Origin of the sequence: Streptomyces sp. NPDC049627, from assembly GCF_044465645.1 — a bacterium.
Taxonomy (GTDB): Bacteria; Actinomycetota; Actinomycetes; order Streptomycetales; family Streptomycetaceae; genus Streptomyces.
In genome coordinates this window covers 55,306-81,370 of record NZ_JBITLW010000015.1, presented here as the reverse complement: position 1 = coordinate 81,370, position 26,065 = coordinate 55,306, and the positions used below count along the sequence as shown (strand labels likewise).

Here is a 26,065-nt window from a genome sequence, read left to right as displayed (position 1 = left end):
GGTCGGTGTGGCCGTACGACGTCGTACGGCTCGCGTGGCGTGGGTGGTACGGCGCAGGCGTCGGCGAACGACGGTGGGCCGGGCGGTGTCAGTTCAGGGCGGGGGCGTCGATCACGGCAAGGGTGCCCTCCAGGTACGCCGCCCTGGTGGCGTGGCGCTGGATCTTGCCGCTGGACGTCTTGGGGATGGTGCCCGGCCGGACCAGGACGACGTCGCGTACCGACAGGCCGTGGGCCTCGCCGATCCCGCTGCGGACGACGTCGGTGATCTTCTCCGCCTCGGACGCCGCGTCCGGGGCGATCTCGGCGACGACGACGGTCTGTTCGCCGCCCTCTTCCCCGTCCTGCGTGGCCCCACCATCCTGCATGGCCCCTCCGGCCCGCGCGCCCTCCCGGTCGACGGAGAACGCGGCGGTGCAGCCGGGACGCAGCGCCGGGTGGGCCATCTCGGCGGTCAGTTCCAGGTCCTGCGGACAGTGGTTGCGTCCGTCGATGACGATGAGGTCCTTCAGGCGACCGGTGACGAACAGCTCGCCGTCGCGCAGGAACCCGAGGTCGCCGGTGCGCAGGAAGCGGCCTTCGTGACCGGGCAGGGTGGTGCGGAAGGTCTCGCGGGTGGCGAGGGCGTTGCGCCAGTAGCCCTTGGCGACGCTCGCGCCGCGCACCCAGATCTCGCCGGCCTCGCCCTCGGGCAGTTCCTCGTGCCGCTCGGGGTCGGCGATGGCGACGGTGACCTCGGGACCGGGCCGGCCACAGCTGACGGCCGCCGCGTCGGTCTGGCCGGTGTGCGGTCCGGACGCGGGGGCCTGGAGCAGGGTGGGCGGTGTGTGGACGGTGCTGCCGGTGACCATGAGGGTGGCCTCGGCCAGGCCGTAGCAGGGATAGAGGGCCTCGCGGCGGAAACCGGCCGGGGCGAAGGTCTCGGCGAAGCGCCGCAGGGTGGCGGCCCGTACGGGTTCGGCGCCGTTGAAGGCGACCTTCCAGCTGCTGAGGTCGAGGCCGTCGAGGAGGCCCGGTCCGGCGTGCCTGAGGCAGAGCTCGTAGGCGAAGTTGGGGCCGCCGCTCGTGTGCGGCCGGTAGCGGCTGATCGCGGTGAGCCAGCGCTGGGGTCGCTGCAGGAAGTGCAGCGGCGAGAAGAGGGTGGCGGTCGCACCGAGATGGACGGTGTTGAGGACCGGGCCGATGAGGCCCATGTCGTGGTACACGGGCAGCCAGCTGACGAACATCTCGTGGCCGTACTCGGCGATGGTGTCCGGGGTGTGGCCCATGCGCTCGGTGATGACCCTCTCGTTGTCCAGCAGGTTGCCGTGGGTGACCATCACGCCGCGCGGGGCGGAGGTGGAGCCGGAGGTGTACTGGAGGAAGGCGACCGAGTCGGCGGTGAGGTCGGGCGCGCGCCAGGAGGCGGCCGCCTCGTCGGGGATGTCCTCGGTGGCGACGCACGTGATCCCGTCGAGCTCGGGCAGGTGCTCCGCCATGCCGGTCAGCGCCGCGATCACCTCGCGGCCGCCGAGGATCACCTTGGCGTCGGCGTCGGCGATCAGGCGCCTCGTCCGGATCAGGGCACGGTGGTTCTGCGCGCGGCCCTGCGGGGGGACGCCCGGTACGGCGACGACGCCGGCCGCGAGGCAGCCGAGGTAGCCGCAGATGAACTCCAGGCCGGGCGGGTACAGCAGCATGGCGCGGGCACCGGCCAGGCCGCGCTCCTGCAGCCAGGCCGCGACGGCCCGGGAGCGGTCGGCGAGACGGCCGTACGAGAGCTCCTGTGTCTCGCCGTCGGCATCGCCGCTGACGAGGTAGCGGTACGCGGTCCGGTCGGGGTGGTGCGCGGCGTGCTGGGTCACCAGATCGACCAGTGATCGAACCATGGACGAGTCTCACCTGTCTGGATCAGCGGGCGAGGGGAACTGGAGTTCGAGCAAGACATGCTGGATGTCCGCGGACACCGCGACCGACCGGCCCCCTTGCCGGACTTTGCGTCTCGACTCCACCGAGGAGCCCTGACGCCGGGCGGCGGTCTCCTCGCGTTCCCCGGACAACTTGCTACCGGCGAGTAGCACCATAGCAACTCCGTTCGGTCCGACGGGCCGAACGGATGTAAACCCTACGTGTCCAAAGGTTGTTGACCAAGTGAGGGGTGCGGCGCACGCTCCCGTCACCGCCCCCGCGCAGGCGAAAGCCCGGGCACCTCGGCTTCCCCGGGTGTCCGGGCCCTGCGGGCGGGGTCGATCAGCCGCCGTTCAGTCGTGCGCGCAGGAGCGCCTTGCCCATTTCGGCACCCTTGCGGCTGTCCGCCTGGGCCTTGCGGAACAGGTCGGCCACCTCGGTGTCCTTGCCGCGTTCCGCGTCCTCGATGTAGGTCTCCAGCCGCAGCGCGTTGCTCAGGCACGCCTCCACGTACCAGATCAGGTTGTAGTCCTTGTCCTGCGTACCGGTCACGCCACCGGTTTCCGTGCCACTGGTCACGCTAGGCCTCCTCCGGCGTTCTCGCGTTCTCGTTCCTGGCTTCGCCGAGTACCCGCCGTCCGCCCGGACACACACCGCCCCGCCGAAGACGGGCACCTGCGCCAACTCCCTGTTCTCCTCGGCAATTCCGACACTCGACGCAGAAGCGAGCAGAGTCCCGGCACTTTCGGAACGAAGTGGCGGTCGACCGTGCGAGACCGGTCGATGACGGTGTGTACTGTGCTGCGAGCGCCCCGCCCCACGGCCTCGGAACCAGCCCTGCCCGACCGCTCCCGAACCGACCCCCTGGGAACCGACTCGATGATCGAATTACCGGACCTGGCGACCGGTGCTCTCGCCGTCGGCATGCTGTCCGCGCTCGCCCTGGGCGTCGGCCTGCTGCACGCGCAGCGGCAACAGGCGTGCCAGCGCGCCGAGATAGCCGCGTTGCGCCGCCGACTCGACGGAGCCGTAGGGGCGTTCACGGCCGAGGTCGAGCATCTGGCGGCTCGGCGCGTCCCGGCCGCCGCCCGGCAGTCGGCGCATCCCCACGTCACCGTGCCGGGCCCGCTGCATCCGCAGACCGCGCAGACGCCGTTGAACCTCGCGCTGGAGCACGTACTGACCGGGCTGCGCACCGAGTTGGCCGCACAGCGCACCCGGATCGACGCGGCCGCACAGGCCGGTATGCGCGGGGCGACACGCGAGATCCAGGCCGCCCTGTACCGCCTGCAGGACGCGTTGCGCGAGCTGCAGCAGACGTACGACGACCCGGAGTTGGCGCAGACCCTGTTCCGGCTCGACCACGAGAACGAGCAGTCGCTGCGGCGCGCGCAGGTCACCGCCGTGGTGTGCGGGGCATGGGTCGGGCTCGCCCGCGAGGAGTCGCACCTGGTGGACGCGGTGACCGGCGGCCAGGCCCGGCTCGCCGGCTACCACCGGATCCGGGTCCACAACCACCTGGAGGCGGGGACCGGGCTGGTCTCCCACGCCGTGGAGCCGGTCGCGATCATCGTCGCCGAACTGCTCGACAACGCCTTGCGCCACTCCGCGCCGGACACGGACGTCGTGGTCAACCTGGAGCATGTGCATCACGGCGTCTGCGTCACGGTCGACGACGCGGGCCTGGGCATGACCCAGGACGAACGCGCCCGGGCACAGCGGCTGGTGGCCGGTTCCGAGCCGATTCTCCTCACCGAGCTGGGCGATCCGCCGCGCATGGGGTTCGCTGCGATCGGGCAGCTGACCCGGCAGTTCGACCTGGGCGTGGACCTGTCGTCGCCGTCGCCGTACGGCGGGGTGCGGGCGGTGCTGCGGGTCGACAGCCACCTGCTCAGCCGCATTGACCCCGACGAGCGGCCGCCCGCGGCCAGTGCCCCGCGCTCCACGCGCCCCGCCTCCCGGGACGCGGCACCCGCCGACACCCGGAATGAGACGTCCGCCCCCGCTCACGGGTACGGGGCGGAGCATGACGACGACGCCTCCGGCGCCGCATCGGGGCATCACGCTCGACGTGACGCGGGCGGTCTGCCGCAGCGCCGCCGCCGCACACCAGTGGCCGCCGCATCCGGTGACACGCCGGCGCCGCGATCCGCGGAACCCCGCCCGGAGCAGGCCGCCGCCGCGCTGGGCGCCCTGCAGGCCGGGACCGCCGCCGCGCGCGCCACGGCCGGCGAAGGAACCGACGGCGCCGCCACCGCCGTACCGGACACCGCGCGAGCCGCGCGGCAGCGGGCCGAAGCCGGCACGGACGACGCCGATCAGACCGACCACGAAGGAGGAACGACTCGATGAGCAGCCGCGACACGGGAGACACGGCATGGGTGCTCGAACCGATCCTGCAGGTGCCGCACGTGGTGGCCGCGGTGCTGCTCACGCGGGACGGCCTCGTGACCGGGTACACGGACGCGCTCAGCCGGCCGTCTGCCGAGCGGGTGGCCGCGATCACCAGTACCGTGCAGGGTGCGTGCCGGACCGCGGCGGCCGCGTTCGCCGACCGGGAGCGGGCCGAGGTGCGGCAGGTCGTCATCGAGTCGGACCACGGCTATGTGCTGATCGTGCCGACGGACCACGGCACGTGCGTGGCCGCGTACGGGGACCCGGAGGTGCGCCTGGATCTGCTCGCGCACCGGGTGCACTCGCAGGTGGCCCGGCTGGGCGAGAAGGCGATGGCCGCAGCGCCCCGAGGTGCCGACGGCGGCGCGCCGGCATGACCGGCCGCCGTGGCGGCCGCCCCTTGGTCCCCGCGTATCTGTCCACCGGCGGCGTGGCCCGGACCGGCCGGACCCACCTGGAACGGCTGTCGGTGCTCACGCGTACCCGCACCTCCTCCCCTGCCGATCTGCCCGCCGCCCAACTCGCCCTGCTGGACGCCCTGGACGAGGGCTCACTGACGGTCGTCGAGGCCGCGGCGCTGCTCCGGTTGCCGGTGTCCGCGGTACGGGTCCTCGCGGCCGAGCTCATCGACCGGGACCTGGTGCTGGCCCGTGCGCCGATCCCGCCCGCCGAACGCTTCGACCCCGACCTGCTGAAGAGAGTGGCCGATGGCCTTCGCGCCCTCAAGCACACCCAGTGACACCCGCGTCCGCGACACGGCACGCGGCACGGCGGACGTCCACCTGCCCGACACCGCCCGCGACCTGGTCAAGATCCTGGTCGCCGGGCCCTTCGGGGTGGGCAAGACGACCCTGATCGACTCGGTCTCCGAGATCCGGCCGCTGCACACCGAGGAGCCGCTCAGCGAGGCGTCCGCGCAGGTGGACGATCTCGCCGGGGTGCGGGACAAGTCGACGACGACCGTCGCCGTCGACTTCGGGCGGATCAGCCTGCCGGGCGGGGTCGTGCTGTATCTGTTCGGCACGCCCGGGCAGGAGCGGTTCCGGGCACTGTGGGACGACATCGCGTACGGCGCGCTGGGTGCCCTGGTGCTGGTCGACGGCCGCCGGATCGACGCGTCGTTCGACGTGCTGGGGCTGGTGGAGGAGACAGGGCTGCCGTACGCGGTCGCGTTCAACGCGTTCCCGGACGCGCCCCGACACCACACCGCCGAACAGTTGCGCGCCGCCCTGGACCTGGAGGCGGGCACGCCGATGGTGACGTGTGACGCGCGGGACGCCGACTCCTCCGTCGACGCCCTGCTCGCGCTGGTCCAGCACCTGATCGCCCGTCACACCCCGGAGGACCGGTGACCCGGATGACGACCACCCAGCCCCCCGACGAGCACACCTTCTCCCGCTCGACGCCTGTGCGGCTGTGGGAAGACGGATTCGCGCTGGATCCCCACCGCTACTACGACGACCTGCGCGCCCAAGGCCCCATCGGCTGGGCCGAGTTGGCGCCGGGCGTACCGGCGTACGTCGTCACCGACCGGCGGGCGGCGCTGGATCTGCTGCATGACACGGACACGTTCTCGCACGACCCGCGGCCGTGGGAGGCCACGGTCGCCGACGACTCGCCGGTCCTGGGCATGATGCGCTGGCGGCCCAACACGCTGTTCGCCGACGGCGCGGCCCATGTCCGCTACCGCACCTCGCTGATCGACACCTTCGAGCAGATCGAGCCGCACGATCTGCGGGCGCGCGTGCACCACGCGGTGCGGGTGCTGGTGGGCCGGTTCGGGCCGAAGGGCGAGGCCGATCTGGTGGGCGAGTTCGCGCGGCCGCTCATGGCGCTGGTGTTCAACAACCTCTTCGGGCTGCCGGACAGCCAGAGCGACCGGCTCGACGTGGCGCTCGGCAAGATGATGGAGGGCGGCGCCGAAGCGGCGGAGGGCGAGGCGGAGTTCGGCGGCTACGTACTGGAGCTGATCGCCGCCAAGTCCGGGCAGCGCGGCGACGACCTGCCGAGCCGGCTGCTGGACCACCCGGCCGCCCTGACACCCGAGGAGGTCACCTGGCAGGTGTTCCTCACCCTCGGGGCGGGCCACGAGCCGACGGCCAACCTGGTGTCGAACGCACTGTCGCGCATCCTCGGCAACCCGCAGTACTACTCCACCCTCACCAGCGGGGCCCGCCCGATGATGGACGCGGTGGTGGAGGTGCTCCACCACGAGACGCCGCTGGCCAACTACGGCATCCACTACGCCCGCAGGTCCGTGTCCTTCCACGGCGCGTGGATCCGGGCCGCGGTGCCGGTGGTCGTCTCGTACGGGGCGCTCGCCCGCCCCCATGACCCGAACGGCATGGGAGGTACCCCCATCGCCGAAGGGGAGGTCACCAGCGGCCGCCACCCGCGGGACGCCTCGCACCTGTCCTGGTCGGCGGGCCCGCACGCCTGCCCCGTCCGGCAGCACACGCTGCTCATCGCCACCGAGGCGATCGAGCGGCTCACGCAGTGGCTTCCCGACCTGGAGCCCGTCCTGCCGCGCGCACGCCTGACCTGGCGGCCCGGCCCCTTCCACAGATCGCTGACCGCCCTGCCCGTCCGGTTCAGTCCCCGCTCCCCCGACCAGCCAGGAGGTCCGTCGTGACCGTGACCGACCGCATCGACCGCTTCGCCATCGACCCGTTCGGCGCCGACATCGCCGAAGAGAGCGCCCGGTTGCGCGCGCTCGGCCCGATCGTGCCCGTGGAACTGCCCGGCGGTATCCCCGCCTGGGCCCCCACGGGCTACGACACGCTCAAGGAACTCATCCTCGACCCGCAGGTCAGCAAGGATCCCCGGCTGCACTGGAAGCTGTGGCCCGAGATAGCCGAACACCCCTCCTGGGGCTGGATCCTGGGCTGGGTCGGGGTGGTCAACATGCTCTCGACGTACGGCGCCGACCACACGCGGCTGCGCAGGCTGGTCGCACCGAGCTTCACCCAGCGGCGTACGGAGATGATGCGGCCGCGGGTGGAGGCGATCACCGCGGAGCTGCTCGACGCACTCGACGCGGACGGCGCGGGCGGCGCCGTCGTCGACCTCAGGGCCGGTCTCGCGCATCCCCTCCCGATGCGGATGATCTGCGAACTGTTCGGCGTGCCGGAGGAGTTGAGGGAGGCCACCGGGACGCTCATCGCAGCCATCATGGACACTTCCGACCCGAGTCCGGAGCACGCGGCGTTCGTGCAGCAGCAGATCGGTACGGTGCTGGGGGCGCTGATCGCCCACCGCCGCGCGCACCCGGGGGACGATCTGACGACCGAGCTGATCCGGGTGCGCGACGAGGACGGTGACCGGCTCAGCGACGAGGAGCTGCTGTACACGCTGCTGCTGGTGATCGGCGCCGGCTTCGAGACGACCGTCAATCTCATCGGCAACGCGGTCGTCGCCCTGCTGACCCACCCCGAGCAGCTGAGGGCGGTGCGGTCCGGGGAGATCGGCTGGGACGCGGTGATCGACGAGACGCTGCGCGTGCATCCGTCGATCGCGTCACTGCCCCTGCGGTTCGCCGTCAGCGACCTCAAGGTCGGGGACGTGACCGTTCCGGCCGGGGACGCCATCATCACGACGTACGCCGCCGCGGGACTGGATCCGGTGCACTACGGGCCGGACGCGCACACCTTCGACGCCTCGCGCGGGGCCGACGACCATCTGGCGTTCGGGATCGGTGTGCACCGCTGCATCGGTGCTCCGCTGGCCCGCGTCGAGGCCCTGACGGCGCTGCCCGCCCTCTTCGACCGCTTCCCCGGCCTGCGGCTGGCCGTCGGGGAGGACGAGTTGCGTCAGGTGCCGTCGTTCATCGCGTTCGGCTGGCAGGAGATACCCGTGCGGTTCGGGGCCTGAGCGCCGGGATGCGGGGACGCGACCGGTCCCCCGTTCCGGTCGTGCCCCCGCGGCAGGACGAACTTACGTCCAGGACGGCCGGATTGGTATCGCATTTGTGCCCGCTGAACCGTCCTCAGGGCTCACCTGTGCACAAGTGAGTCCGGAAGGCCCGGTTTCGTCTCGTGCAGGTCGGGCTGATCCAGGTCACCGACGGCGAGATGGGCCAGGACGACCTCGTACAGGTCGGCGCCGCCGGCGAGCAACTGCCGTTCGAGGACGGGCTCCGCGCTGCGGACGTGCTCGCGGACGGTCTGCGCGTGGACCCCGAGGGTCTGCGCGGCGCGTTCGGCGTTGCCGCCCTCGGCGATCCAGGTTCGCACGGTACGGCGCAGGTCCCGGGTGTTCTGGTCCAGGCGGGCGAGGAGGTCCTGCGCCCATGTGTGCATGGCGGGCCCGGAGAGCAGGTCGCACAGCGAGAGGGGGGACGCGTCCGACGCGCCGGTGCCGGCCGGTGCGTCCGCCAGGCTCACCTGCGTGTTGAGCGCCAGGTGGACCACGGCACGGGCGGTGAGGTCGGCGAAGTCCGCCCGCAGCAGGGCCTCCACGCGCTCCATGCGGGCGCGCACGGTGTTGCGGCTGACGCCGAGGACCTTGGCCGTGTTCACCGCGGTGAACTCCAGGCCCAGCCGGGTGGTGGCGAGCAGTTCGGCGCGCGTGTGGTGCGCCAAGGTGTCGAGCGGGCGGAGCAGGCGGTCCGTCCAGTCGCGCAGTGCGGCGGGGTCGATCAGGCGCTCGGGGTGGGTGCGTTCGGCGTAGACCGCGGACTTGTCCGGGCGGAAGTGCGCCACGGCGAGGGCGCTCACGGCCTGCCCGTACGCGGTGGCGGTGCGCGCCAGGCTCTGCCGGGCGCTGCCGCCGAGGTAGGTGTGCGGGCGCGGGCCGATCAGCGACCGCAGGTCCTGGGCCTCGGCCTCGCCGGGCGTCACGACGATCACGTGCTGCTCCACCGCCGGGCAGAGCACGACCAGTGCCCGCTCCCCCGTCGCCTCGATGCACTCCTCGGCGAGCCGGTCGCGATCCTCGGCGGTGCCCTCCACGACGTGGACGCACGCGGTGTCCGTGTCGAGCAGGCCGGGCCACAGTCCCGCGGCGACGCGGCGTGCGGAGACGGTGTCCTCCACCATCAGCAGTTGCAGGATCGCCAGCCGCAGGTCGGACGTCGCCCGGGCGAGCCGGCGTCCGGCGGCGGCCGTCTCGCCCGCCCTGAGCAGGAGTTCGATCACCTGGACGGTGTGCATGACGATGTCGGAGGCGTGCCGGTCGAAGGGCGTCTCCCGCGACACCGAGAGGACGCCCGCCGACGGCCGGTTCGGCCACTCCACCCGCACCAGACGCAGGTGACGTCCCTGTCCCTCCCAGGCGGCGGAGGCGATGCGGCCGGCGGCGACGGCGGCGACGAGGTCCTCGTCCATGGGTGCCCACGTGCCGGCGACGAGCGTGCCGGTGTCGTCCCGCAGGGCGGCGGTTCCCTGTACGGCGTCCGCGAGCCACGTGACGACCCGGCGGACGTCGCGCCCGGTCGGCCGCAAGTGGTCCAGCAACTCCTGCGCCCACACCGAGCCGCCGGCCCTGCTCACCCCCGCCCGACGGACCCCGTCCTCTCTGCCAGCCACGTCGGCCTTCACCTCGTCCTGCGCTTCCCTCACGGCATACCGCCCGGTACGTTACCTCACCCTCCTGAGGCCGCACGCCGACGTTCGTTCCGGGACTGAGTTCCCCGGAACACGCCGCTCATCCCGACCGGTTCCGCATGGAGCGAGGGCTGACCGGGGACGGTCCCGGTGTGATCCGCCCCGAGTTCCGCGGGCGCCCTGCGGTACGGCGCCACCCCCGAGCCGCCGTCATCGTGTTGCCGCCGGGGATACCCGTCACGGCGTGCGCGTCTGCCGGGCGTTCAGGGCATAGGCTCGCCCAATGGCGAAGTACTTCGACGTGCACCCCGACAACCCTCAGCCGCGCACCATCACCCAGGTCGCCGACAGCGTCCGCTCCGGTGCGCTCATCGCGTATCCGACGGACTCCTGTTATGCGCTGGGCTGCCGGCTGGGCAGCCGTGACGGCATCGACCGGATCCGGACCATTCGCCGTCTGGACGACCGGCACCACTTCACCCTCGTCTGCCAGGACTTCGCGCAGCTCGGCCAGTTCGTGCTGGTCGACAAGGACGTGTTCCGCGCGATCAAGGCGTCGACGCCGGGCAGCTACACGTTCATCCTGCCCGCGACGAAGGAGGTGCCGCGCATGCTCCAGCATCCGAAGAAGAAGACGGTCGGCGTGCGCATCCCCGACCACGTCGTCACCCAGGCGCTCCTCGCGGAGCTCGGGGAGCCACTGCTGTCCAGCACGCTGCTGCTGCCCGACGAGGAGGAGCCGATGACGCAGGGCTGGGAGATCAAGGACCGGCTCGACCATGTGCTGGACGCGGTGGTCGACTCCGGGGACTGCGGCACCGAGCCCACGACGGTGATCGACTTCTCGGGGGGCGAGGCGGAGATCGTGCGGAAGGGAGCGGGCGACACGTCCCGGTTCGAGTAAAGCCGTTCTCAAGCGGGTGGGGGTGCCGCGGCCCGGTTGCATGGTGCGTGAAACCATGCGTGCGGCCCGGCTCCGCCGGGTCGGCGACCTGCTCGCCGTGGACTGCGCAGAGAGGCACCCCCATGACCTCCGTACAGGCAACAGACGTGGACGTCCGCACCGATGACGGCGTGGCGGACGCCTACCTGGCCCATCCGGGCGACGGTCTTCCCCGGCCAGGGGTCCTTCTCTACCAGGACGCCTTCGGGCTGCGCCCCCACCTGCGGTCGATGGCCGACCGGCTCGCCGAGGCCGGTTACACGGTCCTCGTGCCCAACGTCTTCTACCGTCACGGCCGCAGCCCCGTCTTCGAGTTGCCCGAGTTCATCGACCCCGCAGCGCGGCCGGAGCTGTGGGAGAAGATCGTCCCGGTCCTGCAGTCCCTGACCCCGGACCTCGCGATGCGGGACGCCGGCGCCTATCTGCGCTGGATGGCCGAGCGGCCCGAGGTCGCCGACGGTCCCGTCGCCCTCACCGGCTACTGCATGGGCGCGCGGCTGGCCCTGCGCACCGCCGGTGCCTACCCGGACCGGGTGGCCGCCGCGGCCGGTTTCCACGGCGGGCAGCTGGCGACCGATGCACCGGACAGCCCGCACCTGGTCGCCGAACACATCACCGCCGAGCTCTACTTCGGGCACGCCGACGCGGACCAGTCGATGCCTCCCGAGCAGATGGAGCGCCTGGCCGACGCGCTGACCGCGGCGGGGGTCCGTCACCGGTACGAGGTCTACGAGGGCGCCCATCACGGTTACACGCAGGCCGACACCTCCGCGTACGACGAGGCCGCGGCCGAGCGGCACTGGGCGGCGCTGCTCGAACTGCTCAAGCGGACGTTCTGAGCGACTCGGCGGTCACTTCGGCAAGCGGTACTTCACGTGGGTGGCCGACGGCGTGTCGACCACCCTGACCGGCTCGAGCCGCCGCTGTGCGCCCAGTCCCTCGAAGAGCCGCAGTCCGTCACCGAGGAGCGCGGGCACCACGTGCAGCTGCAGCTCGTCGATGAGCCCTTCCCGGAGGTACTGCTGCACCGTGCTCGCACCGCCCGCGATGTCGACGTTCCTGTCGCCGGCGGCGGCCTTCGCCTGGTCGAGGGCGCTGTGGATGCCGTCGGTGACGAAGGTGAAGCTGGTGCCGCCCTCCTTGACGAGGGTCGGCCGCGGGCGGTGGGTGAGTACGAACACCGGAGCCCTGAACGGCGGGTTGGCCCCCCAGAACTCCTCCCCCGTGTCGTACATCATCCGGCCCATGACCACCGCTCCGGTGGCGTCGAACCACTCGCGCATCAGCTCCGAGTCGCGGTTCTCCACTCCGCCGGTCATGCCCTGGCGCTCCCGCCAGCTCGCCAGACTGTGAATCCACTCGAAGAGCGGCTCGGCGCCGTCGCCGCCAGGGTTGTCGATGGTGACGTCGGTGCCGGCGACGTAGCCGTCGAGGGAGACGGCCATATCCGCGGTGACGGTCATGCTGGGGTACTCCTGAAGTCGTGGCGTGTGATGCCTTCACTCTCGCGTCGATCGGGAACCGGCGAATTCGACAGGCTTCGGACTCCGGTCGTTCAGTGACTAGGATCTACGGCGGCATCGCGTGTCGGTCACCGGCTGGGTGAGGCATGGAGGTGCCGGGAGATGCCCTCGGAGGCATTCCTTGTCAGTCGAGTTGAACCACACGATCGTCCATGCCCGGGACAACCGGGAGTCCGCGGAGTTCTTCGCGGAGTTGTTGGACCTTGAGATCACCGCCGAGTGGGGCCCGTTCATCGCGGTCGAGTTGAGCAACGGCGTCACGCTGGACTTCGCCACGATCCCCGCGGACAGGATCACCCCGCAGCATTACGCCTTCTTGATCTCCGAGGAGGAGTTCGACGCGGCGTACACGCGGATCAGGGAGCGCGGCATCGAGCACTACGCCGACCCGCGCCGGGAGGAGCCCGGCACGATCAACCACAACGACGGCGGCCGTGGCGTGTACTTCATGGACCCGGTGGGCCACGCGATGGAACTCATCACCGTGCCGTACGGCGGCCGGACCTCGTAGCGCGTGCGCCGAGGGCCGCACCCCGGCTGCGGGTGCGGCCCTCGACCGCTGTTTCAGTTCCCCGCGTGAGGACCACGCTCGGACTTGTCAGCCTGCCGCGGCGTCCAGCACCGGCTCGATCCGCTCCAGCACACCCGGCCAGCCGCTGCCCATGCCGTCGTAGGCGGTCTTGGCGAGCGGTGAGTCGAGATCGAAGCCGGAGTGCTCCAGGAAGAGGCGGGTGCCGGTGCCTTCGGGCTCCAGGCGCCAGGTGATGGTGGTGTCCAGGGTGCCCGGTGCGAAGCTGTAGCGCAGCAGACGCTCCGGCTCCACCGCGAGCACCTCGCACTCCTGGTGGCCCCACGGCCCCATGTCCAGGGTGAACCGGTGCCCCACCTCCGGGCGTACGTCTCCGGCGGCCCACCAACGTGCGTGCAGCTCCGGGTCGGTGAGCGCGCGCCACACGGCCCGGGGCGGGTGGGCGATGAACTGGTCGCAGTGGATGGTCCGGGGTTCCACGGTCATGGAGAGTCGTCCTTGCTGTCGCTGGTCATGCTGATCTCGTCCAGTACGTCGCTCAGGGCACCCATGCGGGCACGCCAGTAGCGCTCGAAGGGATGCAGCCATGCGCCCACTTCGGCGAGGGGCTCGGGCTGCAGGTGGTAGTAGCGGTGACGGCCACGGGGCTCCTCGCGGACCAGTCCGGCCTTCCTCAGCACGGAGAGGTGTTCGGAGACCGCGGGACGGCTGAGCGAGAACTCCCCGGCCAGGTCGCCGGCCGCACGCGCTCCCCCTATCAGCCCTTCGAGCAGTTTGCGCCGGACCGGATTGGCCAGGGCGCTGTACACGTCGACTGGTGGCATGCCCCGAGAATGCGTCGGAAGTCTCCGACGTGTCAACTTTTTCCGACGCGTCAGTCGCGCTTCGATGCCCTCGAGACCTTCGGTGCCTTCAATGTGTGAGAGGTACTGCTTGCGGCGTTATGGTCGGCGGGATGGACGGTGATCGGCAAGGATGGCGGGAGTGTCTGCTCGGCGGAGCGGTGTTCGCCGTGTGCATGGCCGGCACCACGCTGCCGACTCCGCTCTATCCCCTCTACCAGGAGAAATTCGGATTCTCCGAGTTGACGGTGACCGTCGTGTACGCCGTGTACGCCTTCGGAGTCATCGGCGTGCTGCTGCTGATGGGCAACGCCTCGGACGCCGTGGGCAGGCGGGCCGTGCTGATCTGCGGTCTGGGCTTCGCGGCGGCGAGCGCCGTCTGCTTCCTGTGCGCCACCGGTCTGGGGTGGCTCTATGCGGGGCGGCTGCTGTCCGGGCTGTCCGCCGGTCTGTTCACCGGGGCGGCCACGGCCTATGTGATGGAGCTGGCGCCGTACGGCGGCGCCTCGCGGGCCACGTTCGTGGCGACGGCCGCCAACATGGGCGGCCTGGGCTGCGGTCCGCTGCTCGCCGGGGTCCTCGCGCAGTACGCCGCCTGGCCGCTGTACCTGCCGTTCGCCGTGCACCTGGTCCTGGTGGCCGGCTCGGCGGCCGTCCTGTTGCGGCTTGCGGAGACGGTGCGGGAACGGGTGCCACTGGGCACCGTACGGCCGCGGTGGCCTGCCCTGCCCGCGCCCGTACGTGCGGTGTTCGGGCCCGCGGCGATCGCCTCCTTCGCGGGCTTCGCCCTCTTCGGGGTGTTCACATCGGTCAGCCCGGAGTTCCTCGCCCAGTCCCTGGGGGTGCACGACCACGCCGTGAGCGGGCTGGTCGTCGCGCTGGCCTTCTTCGCCTCGACCGCAGGGCAACTGGCGGTCGGCCGCGTCGGAGCCGGGCGCTCGCTGCCACTGGGCTGCGCCGCACTCCTCGCCGGTCTGGCGCTGCTCGCGGGGGCGCTGCGGTGGGACCTGATGTCGCTGGTGGTGCTCAGCGCTCTCGTCGGCGGGGGCGGTCAGGGACTGGCGTTCCGCGGGGCGCTGGCCGCGGTGGCCGAGGCGTCTCCGGCGGACCGGCGCGCGGCGGTGATCTCGACGCTGTTCGTGGTGGCCTACGCGGGTATTTCGGTGCCGGTGATCGGTGTCGGGGTGCTGTCGGAAACGGTCGGCCTGGAGACGGCAGGGCTGGTCCTCATCGCCTGCATGGCCGTCCTGGTCTCGACCGCGGCCGCCTATCTGCTCCGGCGGCCGGTACTGGCGAGGACGTGAGCGCGCACGGAGCGGCGCCCGCGAGGCTGTCGCGACCGCGTGGTCGCCCCGCTGAGGAGCGTGGGCGGTATCGGCCTTCGATGCCCGACCTGGCGGCCGACATCCACCGCGAGGACTCCAATGCCTTCGACATGAGCGGCGTGACCGTCTTCGGTGTCCGCGAAGGCCACATCGCTGAGAAGCCGCACTCACGTGAGTGGCTGACTGCTTCCTGGCTCAGTTCAGTGGGTCCAGCCGTTCCCGGCCAGCCGGGAGCCCTCCGGTGTACGGCGGTAGAGCACCGACCGGCCGGACCGGGCGCGGGCGACGAGACCGGCCCGGTGCAGTACGCCCAAGTGGTACGACACCGTGGCGGGACTGAGGAAGTGACGTGCCGCCAGCTGCGTGGTGGAGGCAGGTTGGGCGAGCGCGGTGAGCAGCCCGGCGCGGGTGGGGCCGAGCAGCGAGGCCATCTCGGCGGAGCGGGCCGCCGGGGCGAGGGACTTGGCGATCGCCGGGCCGCGCACGGGATGGACCAGCATGGGCGGCCTGCGTCCGCCCCGCGTCGGGTCCACGGCCACGCCCGGCCCCGCCGACACCAGTGAGGGCACCACGACCAGCATCGGCACGGGCAGGGCGACCGTGAACCGGCTGTCGACGCGCAGCGTGCCGTCGTCCCAACGGATGCCCTGGTGCAGCGAGTTGAAGAGCACGGCCGCTCCGTGACGGGCCAGCACGCCGGCGCAGCGGTCGACCTCCGCGTCGAGGACGGCCTTCGCGGCCTCCCAGTGCGGGGCGAAGGCCAGGTCCCAGTAGCGCCGCATTTCGTCGGCCGCCTGCCGGGCCACGAATGCGCCGCCGCGCGCCATCGCCCGCCGCACGGCAGAGGGCAGCTCCGCACCGGCCAGACCGTTGCCCGGGCGACCGTCGCGCAACACCTCCAGCTCGCCCAGCACCCGTTCGGGCGGAGTGGCCCGGACCTGCTCCAGCTCTTCCTCAAGGGTGGGCGAGGGCCCGGACGGATGCGGGCTCAGGAAGTCCGGTACGTAGCCGCCGCCGTCCAGGGCCAGTTCCGTCAGCAAGGGCAGTCGCGCCCGTCGCAGTACACGGCGGGCGCGGGCGACCCACGGTTCGGCCTCCGGGCCCGGGCGCAGGCCCCAGGGCAGCAGCGTGGCGGCGGCCTCGTGCAACGGCGAGACGGCGAACCGGGAGCGGGCAAGCCCGGCGGCGTCCACGGTGAGCTCGATCATGACCCTCCCGCCGCCCCCTTCGTCTCTCCCCGGGCATCTCTTCCCCGGCCATCTCTTCGAACCTGCTCGAATCGTGGCACGGAACCTCGCGGTGGCAGGCCTGCTTCGCGCAGTCTGTTGGCCTGGTCATGGAGCCGAACCGAGGGGGAGCGGACATGCGGCGGACACGGGTGGCGGGGCTGCGAAGAACGCCGCGGGCACGGGGGATGCGCCGGCCCGGATCGCCGGCGGCGGTCGCCCTGGCCGCCGCAGGCGTCCTGCTGCTGTCGGGGACCTGCACCTCGGCGGCGCAGGACCGACAGGACGGGGCGGCCGGGGAACACGTCGGGGAGAGTGGGGGACTCTCCGGCGCCGCGGCCTGCCCCGGCCTGGAGGGCTACACCTGCGCGACACTGACGGTCCCGCTCGACCACAGCGGCCGTACGCCTGGCCGGCTGGGCCTGAAGGTCGCGATGGCGGACAACGCCGACGCCCCGAAGGGCGTACTGCTGTTTCTGACGGGTGGTCCAGGGCAGCCGGGTGTGCCGTATGTGACACGGCTGAGCGAGAAGCTGGCGCCGGTACTGAAGGACTACCGTCTCGTCATGGTCGACCAGCGCGGCACGGGCGGGGGCGCGCTGCAGTGCCCGCAGTTGCAGACGGAGATGGGGGCGTCCGATCTCACACCGCCCACCGCGCGAGCGGTGACGGACTGCGCCGCCGCCATCGGTCCGAACCGCCGCTTCTACAGTACGGGTGACACGGTTGCCGATCTGGAGCTGCTGCGCCGGGCGTTGGGCGTACGGAGGATGACGCTCGACGGCGTCTCGTACGGCACGTACACCGCCGAGCGGTACGCCCTGGCCCACCCGGGGCATGTGGCACGGCTGGTGCTGGACTCGGTGGTGCCGCAGACCGGCGCCGACCCGATGGACCTCGCCGCGATGCGGGCGGCGCCGCGCGTACTGACGGCGGCGTGCAAGGCGATCGCGTGCAGGACGGACCCGGCGGCGGACCTGGCCGAGGTGGTGGACACCTACGGCAACGGCGACGGTGTCGACGTACTGGATGCCCTCACCACCTGGGAGTTCGTGGACCCGAACTACGCGGCGATGATCGACGCCCTGCACAAGGCGGCCGGCGGCGACCCCGGACCGCTGCGGGGCCTGATCGCGGGTACGCGGCAGGGGAACGCGGCGACTGCGGAGGAGTTGAGCCAAGGGCTGCACGCCTCCACCCTGTGCCTGGACGTCCGCTATCCGTGGGGCAGGTCGGACGCGCCGGTGGCCGGGCGGCAGGAAGCCCTGGAGAAGGCAGCCGCACAACTGACGCCGGCCGACCACGGCCCCTTCGACGCCGCAACGGCCATGGGCACCGGCTTGATGCTGACCTGTCTGCACTGGCCGCGTACGCCCGCCCCGCCCCTACCGCCCGACCACCGCCGCCTGCCGGGCGTACCGGTCCTGCTCCTCGGCGGGGACAGAGACCTGTCGACCCCGCTGGAGTGGCTCTACGACCAGAAGAAGCTGACACCGCGGGCCCAGGTCGTGGTGGTACGGGGCGCCGCGCACTCGGTGCAGAGCAGGGCGGCGAGCGACGAGGGGCGTGAGGCGGTGTTCGACTTCCTCCTGCGGGGCTAGCCTCTTCCGGGCCGCCACCGCACTCGGCTACGGCGGCATGTTCGGTGTGCCGTTCAGTGATCGGGGGGCGTGCCGGTGGCCGCCTCCCACCGACGATCGCCGGCCCGTGTGAGAGCTCCTGACGTGCCAGAGCCCGGGATGCGGGGTCACCGACCGCGGGAGACGCTGGTGCCATGGTGTGGCACGAAGGCGGGTCAGGGGTGTGGGCCCCCTGAACGAGCGCAAGGGCGCGCGGGGTGACCGGGAGGCCGAGGCGGAGGCCGCGCTGGACGAGCTCTACATCACGCCTCCGGCCGACTTCGTCGCGCGCCGTGAGGAGTTGGCGACCGCGGCCAAGGCGGACGGCCGGGTTGAGGACGCCCGCCGTATCCGCGCTGCCCGCCGTCCCACCCTGGCGGCCTGGACCGCGAACCTGCTGTTGCGCTCCCGGCCGGAGGAGAGCCGGCGGCTCCTGGAACTGGGACCGGCTCTGCGCGAGGCGTACCGAACGCTGGACGCCTCCGGCATCAGTGAACTGTCGGAGCAGCGACGACGCATGGTCTCCGCACTGTCCCGGCAGGCCGCGCAGCTGGCCCGGCAGGCCGGGCACCGGCTGTCGGCCGCCGTGCAGCAGGACGTCGAATCCACCCTGCGTGCGGTGCTCGCCGACCCTGAGGCCGCCGACCAGTGGGCGGGCGGACGCCTGACCGGTGCCCTCACCCCGCCATCGGACTTTCCCACCGGCACGGCCCCGCCGTCCGGCACCAGCCGGAAACCGGCCCGGCCGCATGCCCCGCCGCCGTCGGCCCGAACACGACCGACGGACGAACTCTCCGAACGGCGCCGCCAACGGCAGGAGCAACTCGACGAGGCCCGGAAAACGGCCGAAGTGGCCGAGCGGCGACTGCACGGCAAGCGCGCCGAGCAAGCCGACGCCGAGGCCGCCGTGCAGCGGGCCCGTGACCGACACGACCAGGCCCAGCAGCAGGTGCTGGCTGCCGAGCAGCATCTGGAACAGGCCCGTGAAGAGCTCCAGCGAGCGGACCGAGCACAGCGGGAGGCACAGGAACGAAGCCGCGCGACCGCGGACGCACTCGCCAGGGCCGAACGGGAGGCACGCGAGGCCGCGCAAGCAGTGAAACGTCTGAGCCCACGCAAGCGGTAGGCAAGTCGGCGGGGTGCGCCGCGCGGACGGTCAGACGTTGGGGACCCGCAGCTTGTCCCAACTGGTCTTGCCCGGGACGCCGTTGGCATCGTCACCTTTGAAGCCGAGCTTCCGCTGATAGGCGGCGTAGGACTTCACATCGCCCGGGCCCCATACGTCGGCGTTGGCGCTGGACTGGTACCGGTTGCAGTCTTCGGCGACGAGCCGATGGTGCATCGCGGCGATGATCGGCGATTTCCGTCCGGTATGGAAGAACGACGCACCAGGGAACGGCTCGAATTTGCTGTGGCCGGTGACGGGGTGTGAATCCCTGAAGTGGTCGTAGGCCTCCTGAGCCGCTGCGAGGACTTTGTCGTAGATCTTCTCCATGTGCGGTCCGGCGCATTCGGTCGAGGACCAGTGATGGTGGTAGAAGAGGTTGCTCTTGCTGGGGCGTTCACCGATCACCTTGGCGAAGTGCCAGCCGGCGAGACGTGCGGCGCTCTTCCAGGTGACCTCGGCGACCGTCCAGCCGGGCGCGAGCGTCGCGTTCGCCATTTCGATGCTGATCGAGCGCTGGTTGCCGGCCACGTTGCCGACGGCCCAGGCGTACTCGTTCACCTTGACGTACTGAGCGACGCGTCCGGCGGCGTCCACGTCGAAGTGGGCCGAAGCCGGACGCGTCTTCCAGACGTCGAGCATGCCCTGGTGCGACATCCGGCCGGCATTGTGGTGCAGCGTGACCGACGTCTTCTTGTAGGACTTGTGGGTGACGTGGCCCGTCGCACTGAGCTTGTCGATGAAGTTGGAGACGGGACGGTCGTACGCGATGGTGGCGGTCACTTGGCGTCCTCCGCTTCGTTCTCGACGCCGTCCTCGGCGAAGGCGACGAAGTCACTCTCCGGAAGGTCATCGAGGTTGTCGGTGCCGGGTCCATCGCCGGTGTCGGTCTTGTCGAGGGCCGCCTTCACGTCCTCGTCGTCGAAGTTCTTCTCGGGCATGACGCCGTCCTTCCAGTCCCACAACTTTGTGCCGCCGGTTCCACGCCTTCTCGCGTCACCGGCCGAGATGTCGTCATGGCCTCGGTCTTCAGACGTTGGGGACCCGCAGCTTGTCCCAACTGGTCTTGCCCGGGACGCCGTTGGCATCGTCACCTTTGAAGCCGAGCTTCCGCTGATAGGCGGCGTAGGACTTCACATCGCCGGGGCCCCATACGTCGGCGTTGGCGCTGGACTGGTACCGGTTGCAGTCTTCGGCGACGAGCCGGTGGTGCATCGCGGCGATGATCGGCGATTTCCGTCCGGTATGGAAGAACGACGCACCAGGGAACGGCTCGAATTTGCTGGGGGCGGCGGGCCCGCCATCCATGTACTGCTTGTAGGCCCCGCTCACAAACGTGGACCATTGGTTCCAGTTGTGTGCGTCCTTGATGGCCCTTGCCGTCTTGGCGTTGTAGAGCGGGTCCTTGAGCTTCCCCTCAACCCTGAGGGTGTCCGGCGGGGAGAACTGCCCTGGATGCTTGAGGGAGCGTATCTGGAAGAGACCAATGGACGGCCCCCACTTGTGGTCGACCAGACCCTGGTCTCCGATGGCGCCTGGGTCGCCTTTGGACTCTGCCATGGCGACGGCCGCAGCGAGTTTGACGTCGTTGCCGGTGAACCCTGCCTGCGTGGCGAGGGCGCGCAGCTCGGTCAGGTTCATTCTCATTTTCCGACGCCCCTCTGACATGGCGCATCACGGTGACGGTTCGAGGACCGGGGATCGGCCGGAATTCTCGACCGGCAGGAGACACTCCCGAAATGTGATAACTGCGCATGCAGTCCTGTGAGTCGCGCCTCCGTGGGGTGCGAGGCGGCTTTACGGGGCGCGAAAGATGACTCATTGCCACCATAAGACGATGTCAGGGATCGCGCAAACAGAGTGCCGACGAGCTCATGCACAGCAGGCGGTGAGACGTCGGGGGCTTCGATGTGGTTCGGTGCTCACCTTTGCCGTGCCGTTGCGCTCGCGGCGGCCGCGGTGACGGGCGAGGACCGGCCAGTACCTCGCCGGTGACCCGTGCGATGGTGGAGCGGTCCCGGGACGCAAGCCGGACCTGGTGCGGTTCGTGCCGCACCGTCATCACCGGTCTAAGAGCCCGCCACCGCCTAACCGACAAGAAGGGCAACGACGAAAGGCACGGCTCCGGTCAAGAGGGCCAGCACCATGGATGCCAGCGTCTGACTGTTCACCATGCCGGTCGGACCACTGCTGATGTCCTTGAGGAGTCCGTGCACCTTTTGAAATTCGTCGTCGTACTCATGCGGGTGCACAGGAGGTCGACGTGGCAGGGCTGCATTGAGCCGGCGGAGCGTCGACATGCGCCGCTCCGCGACAGCCAGCGACAGCCGCCAGTGAGAATACAGAACCAAGAGGACCAGGGCGGCCATCAAGGTCACCGCGAGAGTCCACTTCACCGCTGTCAGCAGGCCGTTGTCGGGTGCGATCCGGGAAAGGTTTATCACCGGTACAAAAGACACGGTCAGACCGATCGCGGACCAGGCGGTGACCAGCCTGTACCAGCGGGCCAGACTCTCCATTCCGGGCGTGCTGGCCGGGGCGACCCACCAGAGTGAAAGGCAGCCGGTGGCCGTGATGACACGGGAGAGTATGGCTGCCCGCAGGATCCAGTAAAGGCAGTTCGCCCCCGCGGCCCCGGTCATGGCCACAGCGGCATAAGTCGCGGCAAGGACGAGCCTCTGGTTGGTGAACGGATATGCCGTGGTCGCGAGGAACAGTGCCGCCATGGAGACCAGCGAGCCACCGGCCATGTACCGCAACTGCCGCGCAGGAGCTATTCCGTGGTCGATCCATTCATTGAATCGGAGTCGCCCTCGTGCCGTCATCATTTCGTCCACGCTGCGAATGACATAATTGAGCACTCGACAGCCCGACCATTGACAGAGGACGATGATCAGATTCAGCGTCGAGTAGTACAGCAGCCAGGGAAAGAGCCCACCGTGGATCAGGAGGGACGGGTTTCGCACCCGTGATACGGCGACGACGACGGGCGGTGCATAGCTGACGGCGATGAACAGAGCCCCTGATTTTCGGTTCCAGGAATTGCGTGCCCCTTCCGCACGCACGCCGAACAGGCGGAGAACCATGACTCGGGAGATGTCGGTGGGAAGTCGCTCGCGCAGCGGGGGCGCCATGGCAGACACGATCGGTAACCTCCGTGCGGGCGGGCCACGCAGTAATTGCAGCGCATGACGGCCACCGCGTAAAGACCGGCTGGGCCCAGGTCCCCGCCAGAGGCAATCGCCCTGGTCGGGGCCCCACGAGTCCCGATTGCGCGGCAACTGGCCCGGCATCAGCGACCTTTCTGCGGATCGGCGACGAGCTGATCCACGCATATTCCACCGTCGGCCGGGGGCATCGAAGAGTTCCACTACGGGCCTCCCTTACCTCGACCTCACCGCGACGCCCCGTACCGACAGCCCCCGGCGCAGGCACCCGGCCAAGCGGGCGGCGACGGTGCCGTCCGGGTCGAGGCGGGGGTTGAAGATCGTGACGTCGAGTCCCACGGCGCGCGGGTCGGCCAGGGCCGTCCGCAGGACGCTCTCCAGTTCCTCCCATGTCAGCCCGCCGGGCTGGCGGTAGTCGACGGCGGGCATGACCGCGTCGTCCAGGACGTCGACGTCGAGGTGGACCCAGAAGCCGTCCCCCGTACCGGCCGTCAGCCTGTCGACCGCCTCACGCGCTGCCGCGGCGGCGCCGGACGCGCGGACGCCGCCGAGGTCGACGGCGTGCAGGCCGGGCGGGAGCGGCTGCATCCCGGCCAGGGCGGACTCGGCGGCGTCGCGGAAACCGAGGACGACGACGTCCTCGTCCCGCACCAGGGGGCCACGGCCTTCGAGGTCGGTGAGCGGCCGGGGCCCGCGGCCCGTGGCCAGGGCGAGTTCCATCGAGGCCGCCTCACCGTTCGGCTCCGCCGACGGCTGGTAGAAGTCGGTGTGACCGTCGAGGAACAGCAGGCCGTGGCGTCCGCGGCGGCGCAGAGCGAGGAGGTTCCCGAGGAGGATGCTGCAGTCCCCGCCGAGAACGACGGGGAAACGGCCGGCGTCGAGGGCACCGCCGACCGCGTCGGCCAGGCGGGTGGAGTACCGCACGATGGCGTGCGGGTTGAGAACTCCGGTGCCGACGTCTCTCGTCGGGTCGTACGCCGGTGGATCGACGCGGCCGGCTCGTACCGCCTCGAAGCCGACGAGCAGACCGGCGCCGAGCAGAGCCGCCGGCAGGTCCTGCACCCCGGAGGGCCGCAGGCCGAGCACGGACGGCGCCTCGACGATCGCGAGCTCCTGCATTGTCCGGTCCCTTCCGCCGCCGACCGTCTCCTGCCGCCACCCGCCCTCACTTCAGCCTCCCATAGCAGGCGTTCCCGAGCCGGGCCCGCGTCTGGCCGGAACCCGCCCCCCGCGTGACCGGAGTTCACTCAGGGTGATACGGAATTCAACGGCTACCGGCGGTAAAGGCTTGCTTTCACACAACATTGCCCCGTACACCTGGTCCACAACTGACGCGGCTCTGGGGGGAGTTGCCTTATGGAAGGCACGGTTGACGGGTTCCGCTACGGTGCGGTGACCCCGGTGGCGGCCTATCTGATGGCCTGCCTGGGAGGGGCGTTGGGGCTGCGGTGCATCGTCCGGTCCCTGATCGCCGAGCAGACGTGGAAGCCGGGCTGGCTGGCGCTCGGCGCCGCGTCGATCGGCTGCGGCATCTGGACGATGCACTTCATCGCCATGATCGGCTTCCAGGTCGAGGAGACCCGGATCCGTTACGACACGGGACTGACCGTCCTCAGCCTCGCCGTGGCCATCGTCGTGGTCGGCGTCGGGGTGTTCATCGTCGGCTACTTGGGCGCGGGCAAGGGCGCGCTGACCGGAGCGGGTGTCATCACCGGGCTCGGGGTGGCCGCCATGCACTATCTGGGCATGGCGGCGCTGCGTCTCGACGGCAGCATCCGCTACGACGCGGCCACCGTCGGGCTTTCGGTCCTGATCGCGATCGTGGCCGCGACCGCCGCGCTGTGGGCGGCCGTCACCATCCGCGGTTTCCTGACCAGCCTCGCCGCCAGCATGATCATGGGTGTGGCGGTCTCCGGGATGCACTACACGGGCATGGCCGCGGTCAGCGTGCATCTGCACGGCTCGACCGGCGCCTCCTGGGACGGTGAGTCGCCCACCTCGCTGCTGTTGCCCATGCTCCTGGGGCCGGCCGTCTTCCTCCTGCTGGCGGGAGTGGTGGTGATGTTCGATCCGCTGCTGGTCCTCGGTGAGAGCGACTGGCGCCGATCGGGGGCAAACGGCTCACCGCGGTCCGTCACGACAGCCCGCGCCACGCGCCCCACCACCACCTCCGGACAACGTCCCGACGGCGACTCGCAGTTGACGTCCCCCACCACCGGCAGCCCGCGGTCGCACCGGGAACCGTACGCCCGCAAGCGGTGACGCGCGGTGAGGCGGGAGCCGCGACGCGCCGGACCCGCCTCCCCCCTCTCGGCCTTCTCTAGATCATTGTTACGGTGCACCGGTGTCTGACTCCTCACGCGATACCGCCGAGGGCGCCGGCTGGGGCGCCGCCGAACTCGGCGAGTACAAGCGGCTGATGCCGCACAAGGTCGAGAAGATCTCCTGGCTCAACCCCAAGACGCTCTGGGCCGCCCGCAACGGCGTGCTCGCGTCCTGGTTCGGGGATCCCACGGGGCACACCCGCAGCCGCTGGGTGGCGCAGCGGGCGGCCGCCGGGGCACCCGCCGACAAGGTGATCCGGCGCGACGACCCGGACCACTTCTCCTTCCTCGTCATCGGTGACCCCGGCGAGGGCGACGAGCCCCAGTACGCCGTCGTGCCCGGCTTGCTGACGGTGGGTCAGGACACGCGGTTCGCGGTCGTCGCGAGTGACGTGATCTATCCGGTGGGCAGTGCCGACGACTACGGCACCAAGTTCTTCCGGCCGTACCAGGACTACCGGGCGCCCATGTACGCGATACCGGGCAACCACGACTGGTACGAGGACCTCGGCGCGTTCATGCGCGTCTTCTGCGGCGACGCCCCACCCCTCGAACCCGGGCCCGCACCCCGCCCGATCGGCAAGGCATGGCTGCGGTCACTGCTGTGGCACCGGCCGCGCAACGGGGACGGCCAGCGCCTGGAGCAGGACCGCGAGTTGAGGTCGAGCCCTGCCCAACAGGCCGTTCAGCCAGGGCCGTACTGGGCGATCGACGCGGGCCCGGTGCGGATCGTGGGCATCGACACGGGGCTGCTGGGGACCATCGACGCCGAACAGGGCGCGTGGCTGCGCGAGGTGTCCAGGGATCCCCGGCCGAAGATCCTCATCACGGGCCAGCCCCTGTACGTGGACGGCGAGCACCACCCCTGCGCGATCGAAGGGGGCGGCACGGTGGACGAGATCGTCCGTGACCCGGCCCACCGCTATGTCGCGGCGATCGGCGGCGACATCCACAACTACCAGCGCTATCCCGTGCAGGTGGACGGCCGCACCATCCAGTACGTCGTCTCGGGCGGGGGCGGTGCGTTCATGCACGCCACGCACACCATTCCCCGGGTCGACATCGCGAACGTCACCGAGAAGGAGTTCCGCTGCTATCCGCTGCGTGGCGACTCGCTGTCCTTCTACAGCAAGCTCTACGGGCGCCGGCTGCGCCTGCGCCGCTTCTTCACCCTCACCGAGGCGGAGGCGGCGGCCGTCGTCGCCGAGCGGCTGGAGATCCAGCCGGGTCGCGCCCCGGCCCCGGACGCCCGCATCACACGGCGGACGCGTCTGGTCGCAGGCCTGCTGGGCACCGGACGCCGGCCCGACCGGCCCAAGCGGTTCCGCCTGCCCGTGCGCAAGATCTACACCCAGCTGTTCTCGCCGAGCTCGGCGACCTACAGCCCGCCGTTCTTCAAGTGCTTCCTGCGTCTGGACGTCACCCCGGAGACCGTCCGCCTGCGTTGTTACGCCGCGACCGGCAACCGCGCCCAGGAGGTCGACCCGCCGGTCGAGGACGAGGTCACCATTGCCCTGACCTGATCGGGACGGCCTGTCCCGGTAGGACGGGAACACCATCGGCGGCGGGCAGGTTGGCA

The 26,065-nt window shown here is 70.9% G+C and carries 26 protein-coding genes; 14 read left to right on the top strand and 12 right to left on the bottom strand.

The features are described from left to right. Positions 1–88: 88 nt before the first annotated feature. The gene (locus ACIBU0_RS35075; RefSeq protein ID WP_398826801.1) at positions 89–1,867 is read right to left on the bottom strand and encodes a fatty acyl-AMP ligase; all 1,779 of its coding nucleotides are present in this window, start codon (positions 1,865–1,867) and stop codon (positions 89–91) included. A 361-nt stretch (positions 1,868–2,228) separates the two neighbouring features. Continuing rightward, entirely contained in the window at positions 2,229–2,465 is a 237-nt protein-coding gene (locus tag ACIBU0_RS35070; protein WP_398826799.1) for a hypothetical protein, read from the bottom strand. Between the two features lie 300 nt (positions 2,466–2,765). Between ACIBU0_RS35070 and ACIBU0_RS35065 the strand changes: the two genes are divergently transcribed. The 6 genes from ACIBU0_RS35065 to ACIBU0_RS35040 are packed head-to-tail and all read left to right on the top strand — an operon-like array spanning position 2,766 to position 8,150. Then, positions 2,766–4,238, top strand: coding sequence for an ATP-binding protein (locus ACIBU0_RS35065; protein ID WP_398826797.1), 1,473 nt, complete (start codon positions 2,766–2,768; stop codon positions 4,236–4,238). Further along, positions 4,235–4,657: a roadblock/LC7 domain-containing protein gene (locus ACIBU0_RS35060; RefSeq protein WP_398826795.1), complete on the top strand. Its 423-nt coding sequence runs from the start codon at positions 4,235–4,237 to the stop codon at positions 4,655–4,657. Before ACIBU0_RS35065 ends, ACIBU0_RS35060 begins: the two co-directional genes overlap by 4 nt. Continuing rightward, a complete protein-coding gene (locus tag ACIBU0_RS35055) occupies positions 4,654–5,019 on the top strand; it encodes a DUF742 domain-containing protein (protein ID WP_398826793.1) in 366 nt (121 codons plus the stop codon). The genes ACIBU0_RS35060 and ACIBU0_RS35055 overlap by 4 nt, the downstream gene beginning before the upstream one ends. Further along, positions 4,988–5,632 carry a GTP-binding protein gene (locus ACIBU0_RS35050; protein WP_398826791.1) on the top strand — a complete coding sequence of 215 codons (645 nt, stop codon included), beginning with the start codon at positions 4,988–4,990 and terminating at the stop codon, positions 5,630–5,632. The genes ACIBU0_RS35055 and ACIBU0_RS35050 overlap by 32 nt, the downstream gene beginning before the upstream one ends. Positions 5,633–5,637: 5 nt before the next feature. Further along, the gene (locus ACIBU0_RS35045) at positions 5,638–6,912 is read left to right on the top strand and encodes a cytochrome P450 (protein ID WP_398826789.1); all 1,275 of its coding nucleotides are present in this window, start codon (positions 5,638–5,640) and stop codon (positions 6,910–6,912) included. Next, positions 6,909–8,150: a cytochrome P450 gene (locus ACIBU0_RS35040; protein WP_398826787.1), complete on the top strand. Its 1,242-nt coding sequence runs from the start codon at positions 6,909–6,911 to the stop codon at positions 8,148–8,150. Before ACIBU0_RS35045 ends, ACIBU0_RS35040 begins: the two co-directional genes overlap by 4 nt. A 122-nt stretch (positions 8,151–8,272) precedes the next feature. On the opposite strand, the gene ACIBU0_RS35035 is transcribed toward ACIBU0_RS35040, so the two are convergent. Further along, positions 8,273–9,805 carry a helix-turn-helix domain-containing protein gene (locus ACIBU0_RS35035; RefSeq protein ID WP_398826785.1) on the bottom strand — a complete coding sequence of 511 codons (1,533 nt, stop codon included), beginning with the start codon at positions 9,803–9,805 and terminating at the stop codon, positions 8,273–8,275. Positions 9,806–10,106: 301 nt separating this feature from the next. On the opposite strand from ACIBU0_RS35035, the gene ACIBU0_RS35030 reads away from it, so the two are divergent. Then, a complete protein-coding gene (locus tag ACIBU0_RS35030; protein ID WP_398826783.1) occupies positions 10,107–10,727 on the top strand; it encodes an L-threonylcarbamoyladenylate synthase in 621 nt (206 codons plus the stop codon). Between the two features lie 122 nt (positions 10,728–10,849). Next, positions 10,850–11,605, top strand: coding sequence for a dienelactone hydrolase family protein (locus tag ACIBU0_RS35025; protein WP_398826782.1), 756 nt, complete (start codon positions 10,850–10,852; stop codon positions 11,603–11,605). Positions 11,606–11,617: 12 nt separating this feature from the next. Here the strand turns inward: ACIBU0_RS35025 and ACIBU0_RS35020 are convergent, their stop codons facing one another. Further along, positions 11,618–12,229 (bottom strand): dihydrofolate reductase family protein, encoded by a 612-nt coding sequence (locus ACIBU0_RS35020; RefSeq protein ID WP_398826780.1) that lies wholly within the window; start codon positions 12,227–12,229, stop codon positions 11,618–11,620. A 181-nt stretch (positions 12,230–12,410) separates the two neighbouring features. On the opposite strand from ACIBU0_RS35020, the gene ACIBU0_RS35015 reads away from it, so the two are divergent. Further along, the gene (locus ACIBU0_RS35015) at positions 12,411–12,800 is read left to right on the top strand and encodes a VOC family protein (protein ID WP_398826778.1); all 390 of its coding nucleotides are present in this window, start codon (positions 12,411–12,413) and stop codon (positions 12,798–12,800) included. A gap of 87 nt (positions 12,801–12,887) precedes the next feature. Here ACIBU0_RS35015 and ACIBU0_RS35010 read toward each other — a convergent pair whose 3' ends face one another. Both ACIBU0_RS35010 and ACIBU0_RS35005 read right to left on the bottom strand, forming a co-directional pair. After that, on the bottom strand, positions 12,888–13,304 hold the full coding sequence (locus ACIBU0_RS35010) for an SRPBCC domain-containing protein (RefSeq protein WP_398826776.1): 417 nt from the start codon (positions 13,302–13,304) through the stop codon (positions 12,888–12,890). Further along, positions 13,301–13,642 (bottom strand): ArsR/SmtB family transcription factor, encoded by a 342-nt coding sequence (locus ACIBU0_RS35005; RefSeq protein ID WP_398826774.1) that lies wholly within the window; start codon positions 13,640–13,642, stop codon positions 13,301–13,303. The genes ACIBU0_RS35010 and ACIBU0_RS35005 overlap by 4 nt, the downstream gene beginning before the upstream one ends. A 131-nt stretch (positions 13,643–13,773) precedes the next feature. Between ACIBU0_RS35005 and ACIBU0_RS35000 the strand changes: the two genes are divergently transcribed. Then, on the top strand, positions 13,774–14,964 hold the full coding sequence (locus ACIBU0_RS35000; RefSeq protein ID WP_398826772.1) for an MFS transporter: 1,191 nt from the start codon (positions 13,774–13,776) through the stop codon (positions 14,962–14,964). 221 nt (positions 14,965–15,185) lie between these two features. Here the strand turns inward: ACIBU0_RS35000 and ACIBU0_RS34995 are convergent, their stop codons facing one another. Next, on the bottom strand, positions 15,186–16,193 hold the full coding sequence (locus ACIBU0_RS34995) for a helix-turn-helix domain-containing protein (RefSeq protein ID WP_398826770.1): 1,008 nt from the start codon (positions 16,191–16,193) through the stop codon (positions 15,186–15,188). Between the two features lie 155 nt (positions 16,194–16,348). On the opposite strand from ACIBU0_RS34995, the gene ACIBU0_RS34990 reads away from it, so the two are divergent. Both ACIBU0_RS34990 and ACIBU0_RS34985 read left to right on the top strand, forming a co-directional pair. Further along, on the top strand, positions 16,349–17,812 hold the full coding sequence (locus ACIBU0_RS34990; protein WP_398826768.1) for an alpha/beta fold hydrolase: 1,464 nt from the start codon (positions 16,349–16,351) through the stop codon (positions 17,810–17,812). A 202-nt stretch (positions 17,813–18,014) separates the two neighbouring features. Then, the gene (locus tag ACIBU0_RS34985) at positions 18,015–18,956 is read left to right on the top strand and encodes a hypothetical protein (protein ID WP_398826766.1); all 942 of its coding nucleotides are present in this window, start codon (positions 18,015–18,017) and stop codon (positions 18,954–18,956) included. 30 nt (positions 18,957–18,986) lie between these two features. Here the strand turns inward: ACIBU0_RS34985 and ACIBU0_RS34980 are convergent, their stop codons facing one another. The 5 genes from ACIBU0_RS34980 to ACIBU0_RS34960 all read right to left on the bottom strand — a co-directional run bounded on the left by ACIBU0_RS34980 (position 18,987) and on the right by ACIBU0_RS34960 (position 23,281). Further along, positions 18,987–19,778, bottom strand: coding sequence for a peptidoglycan-binding protein (locus ACIBU0_RS34980; RefSeq protein ID WP_398826764.1), 792 nt, complete (start codon positions 19,776–19,778; stop codon positions 18,987–18,989). Beyond that, positions 19,775–19,936 (bottom strand): hypothetical protein, encoded by a 162-nt coding sequence (locus ACIBU0_RS34975; protein ID WP_398826762.1) that lies wholly within the window; start codon positions 19,934–19,936, stop codon positions 19,775–19,777. The genes ACIBU0_RS34980 and ACIBU0_RS34975 overlap by 4 nt, the downstream gene beginning before the upstream one ends. An 88-nt stretch (positions 19,937–20,024) precedes the next feature. After that, entirely contained in the window at positions 20,025–20,636 is a 612-nt protein-coding gene (locus ACIBU0_RS34970; RefSeq protein WP_398826760.1) for a peptidoglycan-binding protein, read from the bottom strand. A gap of 446 nt (positions 20,637–21,082) precedes the next feature. Beyond that, positions 21,083–22,129 carry a hypothetical protein gene (locus ACIBU0_RS34965; protein WP_398826758.1) on the bottom strand — a complete coding sequence of 349 codons (1,047 nt, stop codon included), beginning with the start codon at positions 22,127–22,129 and terminating at the stop codon, positions 21,083–21,085. Positions 22,130–22,378: 249 nt separating this feature from the next. Beyond that, positions 22,379–23,281, bottom strand: a complete 903-nt coding sequence (locus ACIBU0_RS34960; protein ID WP_398826756.1) for an arginase family protein — start codon at positions 23,279–23,281, stop codon at positions 22,379–22,381. Between the two features lie 237 nt (positions 23,282–23,518). Here ACIBU0_RS34960 and ACIBU0_RS34955 point away from each other — a divergent pair, with 237 nt between their 5' ends. Continuing rightward, the gene (locus tag ACIBU0_RS34955; protein WP_398826754.1) at positions 23,519–24,424 is read left to right on the top strand and encodes an MHYT domain-containing protein; all 906 of its coding nucleotides are present in this window, start codon (positions 23,519–23,521) and stop codon (positions 24,422–24,424) included. An 82-nt stretch (positions 24,425–24,506) separates the two neighbouring features. After that, positions 24,507–26,009: a metallophosphoesterase family protein gene (locus ACIBU0_RS34950; protein WP_398826752.1), complete on the top strand. Its 1,503-nt coding sequence runs from the start codon at positions 24,507–24,509 to the stop codon at positions 26,007–26,009. Positions 26,010–26,065 lie beyond the last annotated feature (56 nt).